Annotated in this window: 1 protein-coding gene and 1 pseudogene; both read right to left on the bottom strand. The window is 72.2% G+C overall.

The window, feature by feature from the left end:
- Positions 1-228: pseudogene (locus ACWENR_RS30870) on the bottom strand (hypothetical protein); the annotation flags it as partial.
- A 152-nt stretch (positions 229-380) separates the two neighbouring features.
- Positions 381-953: a hypothetical protein gene (locus ACWENR_RS30865; RefSeq protein WP_452280452.1), complete on the bottom strand. Its 573-nt coding sequence runs from the start codon at positions 951-953 to the stop codon at positions 381-383.
- Positions 954-1,108 lie beyond the last annotated feature (155 nt).

Genomic DNA, 1,108 nt, shown 5'->3' with positions numbered 1-1,108 from the left:
CCCCGCGAGCACGGCCGTCGCGGGCACGCCCGGGTCGGGCAGGTCGCGCGGCAGGGCGAGCACGGGCAGGCCGTCCGGGTAGCCCTTGAGCTGCGGCGGCAGGGTCGCGGGATCGTTGGGGACGAGGTCGCGGCGGACCCGTGGGTCGTCCACGGGCACGTCCCACTCGCGGTTCGGCACGTACGACGTCAGCCGGTGCAGCAGCCCGGCGCCGGAGTCGAGGTCCACACCGGCCATCCTGCCAGCGCCCGCCGCCGCGCGGCGGGTCCCACCCTCCCCCGTCCGGGCCGACGCCTCGGCGGTGGCCGGACACGGCGGAGGCGGCACCCGGACCGGGTGCCGCCTCCGTCGGTTCGTGCCCGTTGCCGGGCGGTCGCTCGTCACTTGAGGAAGGGCAGCCGCCGCACCAGCGCCAGGCGCGTCCAGTACCTGCCGAGGCCGAGCGTGTTGCCGGCGGCGGTGAGGGCGAGGACGCCGAGGAGACCGGCGTAGATGAGGTGGTCGTCCATGAAGGGGTTGTTCGCCGGGGGCAGGACGGCCGTCCACATCAGCACCAGCAGCAGCGCGCCGGCCGCGGTGGCGATCCGCATGCCGATGCCGAGCATGAGGGCGGTGCCGATGGCGGCGAGGCCGACCATGAAGAGCCAGTCGGCCCAGGCGGCGCCCGCGAAGCCCTGGTAGAAGTCCGCGAAGGGGCCGGCGACCGCGTTGCCCAGGAAGCCCTTGGTGGGGCTGCCGCCGTTGATCCAGGCCTTGGCGGCCTCCGTCTCGTGGCCCAGGCCGAACATCTTGTCGAGGAAGGCCCAGAGGAAGGTCCAGCCCAGCGCGAGTCGCAGGCCGGCGAGGGCGTACCGGGTGAGCTTCTCGCGGCGGGTCTCGGTCGGGGCGACGATCTCCCGGGGAGCGGTGGCGGCGGTGCGGTCGATGGTCGGACGCTCGGCGATGGCGGTCATCACCCTCTCCTCTCACTTCTTGTCTACGTCTTCATTGCACCGTCCGCGGGCCGCCGCCGGCAGTGCCGCGCGGAACCAAACCCCGCGCCACAAGGGCGAAACGAAAAAACGCCGGGTGGGGAAAAGTGTTATAACAAAAAAAAAAAAAAAAGAGG

It is taken from the genome of Micromonospora sp. NPDC004336 (assembly GCF_053602615.1).
This window is presented reverse-complemented; position numbering and strand designations above follow the sequence as displayed.